Origin of the sequence: Neorhizobium sp. 2083, assembly GCF_031455615.1 — a bacterium.
Lineage (GTDB): Bacteria > Pseudomonadota > Alphaproteobacteria > Rhizobiales > Rhizobiaceae > Neorhizobium.
The window spans coordinates 1-7,862 of the sequence record NZ_JAVDTC010000019.1; the positions used below are offsets into that span (position 1 = coordinate 1).

Consider the following 7,862-nt stretch of genomic DNA (forward strand, 5'->3'; position numbering starts at 1 on the left):
TTGGAGAGACCCGTGATCGTCAGGCTCTGGCCCGTTTCATCGGCCGCGCCCTTGCCGTCGTTGCCGAGCAGCGAAGCGAAGCTGATGATCCGCACGCCGCTGTCTTCGGCAACCGAGGACAGAACGTCGTCCACCGCAGCCGGTGCATCGTTGACCGGTGTCACCGCGAACGAGACAGAACCGACGTCCGTCTTGAAGTCGTTAGCGCCGTTGGTCTGGCCGTTGTCACGGACCGTATAGTCGAACGAGGCTGCACCGTTGAAGTTCGCCGACGGCGTGAACTCGATGTTCGTGCCGTTGATGACCGCAGTGCCGCCGACGATGTTGGAGAGACCCGTGATCGTCAGGCTCTGGCCCGTTTCATCGGCCGCGCCCTTGCCGTCGTTGCCGAGCAGCGAAGCGAAGCTGATGATCCGCACACCACTGTCTTCGGCAACCGAGGACAGAACGTCGTCCACCGCAGCCGGTGCATCGTTGACCGCCGTAATGCTGACGCCGATCGAACCAGTCGATATCTTGGTATCGCTATGAACCAGATGGTCGGAAAGCGTGGCGCTATCGACGACGGTCGCCGAAACGCCGAGGTTGAAGTTGCCGGCAAAATCGTGCGGCGGCGTCATCGTCAAGCCGTTGGTGTTGACCCCGGCGGCATTCTCGATGACCCAGACCCCGTTCACCAGAGAGCCCTGGCTGAAGGTCGCACCGGCCGGGAAGCCGGACAGTTCGATCTTCGTGACCTTCTCGGAACCGTCGGTATCGCCAACGGCGATGTTGAGGCCGATGAGGGCGGCGGCATCTTCGCTGCCGGAGCCGGAACCGGAGATCGTAGCGGTGTCCGCGATCGGACGAACGTCGATGGTAACGGTGCCCGTGCTGCTCAGGTTTCCATCGGAAACACCGTATTGCAGGACCGCATATCCGCTCTCGTTGGCCAGCGGCTTGAAGTACAGAGTACCATTCTGTTCAAACGAGATGGATCCGCCCAGCTGACTTCCGACGCTAATGCCGTTGGCCGTGAGGGGACTGCCCTCGATGTCGCTGTCATTGGCGAAGAGCTTCAGGCCCGAGATGGCGGTGTCTTCGTCCGTGACGTAGACATCGTTCGTTACGATCGGCGCGTCGTTGACCGGGGTCACCGTGAGGGTGAACGTGTCAGACACGGACAACGAACCGTCCGACGCCGTAACCTTCACGTCGATGGCACCGTTCCAGTTCAGATCTGGCGTGCCGCTGAACGTCATGGTGGCGGCATCGAAGTGCAGCCAGCCAGGCAATGCGGTGGTGCCGTCAGCCAAGGTGGCGGTATAGGTCAGCGAGGCCGAGTCGACATCGCTGAATGTGCCGCCGGGAACCGTGAAGCTGAGCGCGTTATCTTCTGCGATCACTTGGTCGGCGATGGTGCCATTCAGAACCGGAGCATCGTTGGTACCGGTGATGTTGATCGTCAGGCTGGCACTCGATGTCAGACCATGGGCATCCGCCATCGTGTAGGTGAAGACATCGCTCGCAGCCGCATCCTTGGCAAGCGCCTGGGTGTCGCCGTCATTGTTATCCAGCGCATAGGCATAGCTGCCATCGGAATGGATGGTGAGCATGCCATAGGCGCCTGCGATCATGACGTCACCGTTGCCGGCCGGAACGGCTGTCGCCGGGCCTGCACCGAACTGGATCGCGGTCACATGCTTGCTGTCGAAAGCACCGTCGGCGTCCGTGTCGTTGGTCAGAACGTTGCCGGTCGCCGAAGCATCACCCGCCGTGCCGTTGGCAACGCCGCCGGCTTCGACCACCGGGTCACCGGTATTGTTGTCGGTAACCGCATGCGGCGCGTCGTTGATGAGGTCGATCGCCTGCATCGTGCCGCCGGCGCCGCCATTTTCGCCCTGGAAGGTGAACTGTTCGATATTCTTCGCCGTCGCCACGACGTGGCCGCCTAGGCTGAAGGTGAAGGTACCGTCAGTTGCCCTGACGATGTCGTAGTCGGACCACTTGCCGGCAAGCTTCACCGTATCGATGTCGCCGCCCGTGGTATCGTCGAGGTCGTTGATCTCGACCTTGGTGCCGACCAGGCCGGTCAGGTCGATGGTGTCGCTGCCGACGCCGCCGTTGATCACAACCGTCGTCGGCGCGATTGCCGTGCCGCCCAGGTCGCCGACAGCGATGCTGTCGCCGGCACTTCCGAGCGTCACTTCGATACGCTCGATTTCGTCGGCGCGAACGGTCGCACCATTGGCGCCGGTATAGCTGACCACAATGTCGGTGGCGTTTTCGGCCGGGACGATATCCGTACCGCCGATTGCCTTCGCGATGTTGAAGCTGCGCTGTACCGCATCACCGGCAATCTTGAGCACGTCATAGTCCGGGTTGCTTGTCCCGGTTTCCGACCCACCGTCGATGATGTCCGCGCCGGTGCCGACCTTGTAGAGGATCGTATCGTTGCCTTCGCCGCCACGGATCGTGTCTGCGCCGGCCGAGCCGGTGATGGTGTCATTGCCGGCACCGCCATCGAGGGTGAGCGCCACACCGCTCAGATTGCTGGCATTGATGACGTCATTGCCGCCCTTGCCTTCGATGACGAGCTCGGAAGTGCTGATCCCCGAAATGGACGGAATGCCGTTGCCGTAGACCTGCAGGAGGTTGGAATTGCCTTCGATCGTGATCGTCTCGGCGGCGTCCTGGGTGCGGACCGTGATCTTGTCGGCGCCTTCGGCCTGATAGAGCACCACCGACTCGATGTTGGTGGCGTTGACGTCGACAACGCCGTCGCCGTCGACATCGAGGGTGAAACCGGTCGAAGTCACAGTCAGAACCGCGGATTCTGCGGTGGCGTTTCCGGAAGTCAGGAGAACGTCACCGTTGGCACCGCCATCAATGGTGTCCACGCCATCGCCGATGGCATAGTTGAAGGTGTCGCCACCGGTCCCGCCGTCGATCGTGTCGTTGCCGAGACCGCCGGTGATGTTGTCGTTGCCGCTGCCGCCGTTGATCGTGTCGTTGCCGGCGCCGCCCCAGATTTCGTCACTGCCGGCGCCGCCTTCGAGGATGTCATTGCCGCCGAGGCCGGAGATCAGGTCGTTGCCGTCGCCACCCTTCAGCGTATCGGCAGCAGCACCGCCACCGATCGTATCGTTGCCGCCGGCGCCGTCGATCAGAATGCCGAGACCGTTGTCGCTGGTATAGTTCGCATCCATCAGGATGACGTCATTGCCATCGGAGCCGACGACTTCTTCGATGCCCGAGAAGGTCGGGGCACCGGGATGATAGTTGTCGAGCACGAAGCCCGCCGCGCTTTCCTTGTCGAGCACGACCTTGTCATACCCCGTACCGCCGATGATGGCGTCGCCGGTGCCCGCAAGACCGATCAGCGAAACCGACGCCGTGGTACCGTCACCGAGAAGAACGGCGCGCGGCCCGTAGGGACCGGCATCGATATCGGCGCCGAGGACGATCGTGTCGTCACCTGCACCACCATTGAGCGTGTCGTTGCCGTCGCCGCCTTCGAGGACGTTGGCGCCGTCATTGCCGATGATCGTGTTGTTGAGGCCATCGCCCACAACCTTGATCGGAGCTTCGCCCTGCAGCGTGATTTTCTGGACACCGTCCAGCGTCAGGACGATGCCGGTATCCTCGGCACCGCCGACGACCGTCAGGTCTTCCTTGGTGATCGTTGCGGACTGGTTGATGACCGTACCGACCAGTTCGATACGGAAGCCTGCAGACGCTGCGGTGTTCGCGTCGGTGATCGTCGTGAACGTGCCGACCAGGTTGTTGCCGTCGAACAGCCGGACAGGTGCCAGCAGATCGAGGGTCAGGTCATTGAACTGGATCTTCTCGATGCCGTAGAGGTTGTCGGTGTCGACGCTGACATGCACGCCTGTGAATTCCGGCGCGCCATTTAGCGCCTGAACCCTCCAGATGCCGAGACCGCCACCGAGTACCGTGGTGTCGAAGAAGACATGATAGTTGCTCGCGGAACCGCCATAGTTTGCGCTATCGGCTTCACCAACGGTAGCATTCAGGTCGGCGCCGGTGTTGCTGGTGCCATTGCCGAAAAGGCTATCGGCGTGCTTGCCACCCCAAAGGGTGTCATTGTCGGCTCCACCCTTGATGATGTCTGCACCGTCTCCACCGGCGAGCGTATCAAGGCCCTGGCCGCCGTCGAGCACATCGTTGCCGCCGCCGCCATTGAGCGTGTCGTTGCCGATGCCGCCTTCGAGGGTGTTGGCGCCGTCATTGCCGATGATCGTGTTGTTGAGGCCATCGCCGACAACCTTGATCGGAGCTTCGCCCTGCAGCGTGATCTTCTGGACGCCGTCCAGCGTCAGCACGATGCCGGTATCCTCGGCACCGCCGACGACCGTCAGGTTCTCCTTGGTGATCGTTGCGGACTGGTCGGTGACCGTGCCGACCAGTTCGATACGGAAGCCGGCAGACGCTGCCGTGTTCGCATCGGTGATCGTCGTGAACGTACCGACGAGATTGTTGCCGTCGAACAGCCGGACAGGCGCCAGCAGATCCAGGATCAGATTGTTGAACTGGATCTTCTCGATGCCATAGAGGTTGTCGGTATTGCTGAGCGAGCCGCCCGTCATCAGTTCCGGCGCGCCGTCCAGCGCTTCGACCTGCCAGATGCCGAGGCCGCTGCCGAAGGCATTCGGGTTGAAGAACACGTGATACTTGTCCGCGGATCCGCCATAGTTCGCGCTATCGGCTTCACCAGCAGTCGCATTCAGATCCGAGCCCGTATTGCTCGTTCCGTTACCATAAAGGTTGTCGGATGCCTTGCCGCCCCAAAGAGCGTCGTTGTCGGCTCCGCCCTTGATGATGTCGGCGCCGTCCCCGCCGGCAAGGGTATCCATACCCTGGCCGCCGTCGAGCACGTCATTGCCGGCACCGCCGACGATCGTGTCGTTGCCGAGGCCGCCTTCGATCGTCGTGCGACCCGCAGCTTCGTCGGTGACGTAGTCGGACCTCATGACGATCACGTCGTCGCCGTTGGTGCCGACGATCCGTTCGACGCCCTCGATGTTGTTCTGGTAGCCATCCAGCACGAAGCCTTCGGTACTAGCCTTGAGGTAGATCGTATCACCGAGGTCGAAACCGCCGTTGATCGAGTCGAGCGTACCGGCCTTGCCGGAAATATCGACGTTGCCAACCGTCAGGCCGACCAGCGGAACGCTGTGAAGCGTACCCGGAGCGTAGGTCATGTCGGCGGTGACATTGATGGTATCGCTGCCGGCGCCGCCATGGATCGTGTCGGCGCCGAGGCCGCCCCAGATCACGTCGTTGCCATTGCCGCCGGACAGGGTGTCGTTGCCACCGAGACCGGAGATCAGGTCGTTGCCGTCGCCGCCGTTGAGGATATCGGCCGAGTTCGAGCCGCCGAGGATATCATTGCCCTCGCCGCCTTCGATGGTGATCGGGCCGCCGTCCGCGGTAGAGCCCGCAGCCAGGATGATGACGTCATTGCCATCGGTACCGACGATCTTTTCCACGCCGGAGAGATAACCCGGAGCCGTGTTGTAATCGGCCACGAAGCCCGGCTTGCCATCCCGCTCGAGAATGATCGTATCGTTTCCAGTGCCGCCGATCACCTTGTCGGAGGTGCCGGCCAGGCCATCGATGTTGACGGCAACCACGCTGCCGTCGCCGAGTTGAACGTTGCGGGTGCCGGAACCGGTCACGTCCGCACCGAGAACGAAGGTGTCGTTGCCTTCGCCGCCATCAAGGATATCGGCTCCGAGACCGCCATCCAGATAGTCGTTGCCGCCATTGCCGGAGAGCTTGTTGGCCTCGCCGCCGCCAATCAGAACGTCATTGGCAGAGCCGCCCATCGCATCGGTGACGCCGGTCACATTGTCGATGCCGACAACCTTGTCGGAAACCAGGATGCCATCGGTTGCCCGGTCGCCGGCAACGGTCTGTCCAAGCACGGTATGTGCCGTGCCGTCGAGATTGACGAATACGCTCGAGGAAAGGTTGGAATAGTTGATCGAGTCGATCGAGCCCGCGGCATCGACACGAACGGTGATCGTCGAGGCGGCACTGGTGTCGCCATCGGCATCGGTTGCCGTGAAGCCGAGCGCGATGTCGATATACTGGCTCGTCGCATTCGGAGCCGTATGATCCAGCGGCTGCAGCAGCGAGAAGGTGTAACCGCCAGTCGCGGCATTGAGCAATGCCGTAAAGACGATGTGGTCAGGCGCCGGCGGGTTGATCCCTCCGGTGAAGCCGGTGAGCACGCCGTTGATGACCGCGATCGTCACCGGATTGCCGTTCGAGCTGAGCGTCGTGATCGAGGCGCCGTTCTGGTCTTTTGCCACGAGCGTTCCGTTGAAGGAAAGCGTGCGCGCGCTGCCGGAATCCGCCCCCCAGGACAGGCCCGTCAGGGCGGCGGTGATCGTTTCGACGGCCCCTTCCTCGACCATTCCGGATGCGTTGGTGCCGATGACCGGCACGTCGTCGTTCACGGTGACGATCAGCTGGCCGTTGAGCGCAACGCTATCGCCATCGCCGTCGGTGACCGTGATCGCGGAGGAAAGATCCAGCGCGAGCGAGCTGTCGCCGTCGGTGAAGGTTATCGGATGGCCAGGGTTGACGTTGGTGATGCCATTCGGCGCACCGGAACCGTCAAGATCGAACTTCGTGTGGTCGGGGATATTGCCGACATTCACATACCAAGTGGTGTGAGCCGGAATATTGAGAACATAATCCGTCCCGCCGGCCTGATCGCTGTCCAGCGTCCAGGTAACAGCGCTGTTGCCCGAATTGCTGACGCGAATGATCACGTCGCCATCCGGCATGCGCCCCTCGAAGGCGAGGTCGTTGCCGCCGACATCGGCCATCGCCAGATGGCTGCCCGCAACATCAAGAGCACTGAGAGCCGCGGCCGGGATCGCCTTGCCACCGATGATCGCGGTATCGACATGGTCGAGCGGGCCGGTGAGCGAGAATGTGTAGGCGCCGGTGGCCGGATTGACGTTCAGGGTGAAGATCGTGTTGCCGCCGGCTTTCGCCACAAGGGCGTTGCCTTCGACCGAGTAGGCAAGCGCAACCCCGCCCGATGTCAGCGAGGTCAGCGTCGAGGAGAGATTGTTGACCTCGACCGAATAGCGCCCGATGCCGTCGGCCCCTGCCGATACCAGCGAGGAAAGCGTGCCGGCGATCGATCCGCCCGCAGCACTTTCGCCGATCATGCCCGTCCCGATCACGCCGGTGGAAATCGGCGTATCATCGTTGACGTTGATGTTGAGGGTACCGGAAGCCTTGTCGCCGTCACCATCGGTGACCGTGAAGCCCAGCGAAAGCGAGAGATTTTCTTCCGTGGCACCGGACGTCGGATGGACCAGCGGAGCCGAGGCCGTGAAGCTGTAGGATCCGTCGGCATTGATGACCAGCGTTGCGACGGTCGCGTGGCTGTCGATACCGGTCGCCGTCCAGGTCGTCGCGCCGTTGGCACCCTGTACGCCAGCCGACCAGCTGACCGCCTCCTTGTGCGCAACCCCGTCGGCATCCTTGTAGATAGCCTGGAACGCGGTGCTGCTGTCGAGCGCCACCGACTTCACGCCGTCGGCGCCTGCCGTGAACAAGGCACCCGCGACACCCGTCGCGACGTTTGCATTGGCAATGCCGTCGGTCGGCGTGTCGTTGCCGGAACCCTGCGCTTCGTCATCGAGAACCGTCGCCGAAGTGACGACATTGGCCTTCGGCGTGTCGTCATCGACCTGGATGGTGAGGACACCGCCGGCCTGGTCGCCGTCGCCGTCCGTTACCGCATAACCGAAGGTCAGCGACTTGTTCTCTTCGGACGTTCCCGCAGTCGAATGCGCAACCGGTGCGCCCAGTTCGAACGAGTAGGAACCGTC

Annotated in this window: 1 protein-coding gene; it reads right to left on the bottom strand. The window is 62.4% G+C overall.

Annotated elements, in window-relative coordinates; genetic code table 11:
- Nucleotides 1-7,862 (bottom strand): tandem-95 repeat protein (locus J2X76_RS31420; protein ID WP_310221862.1); only part of this gene is annotated, 7,862 nt, incomplete at both ends.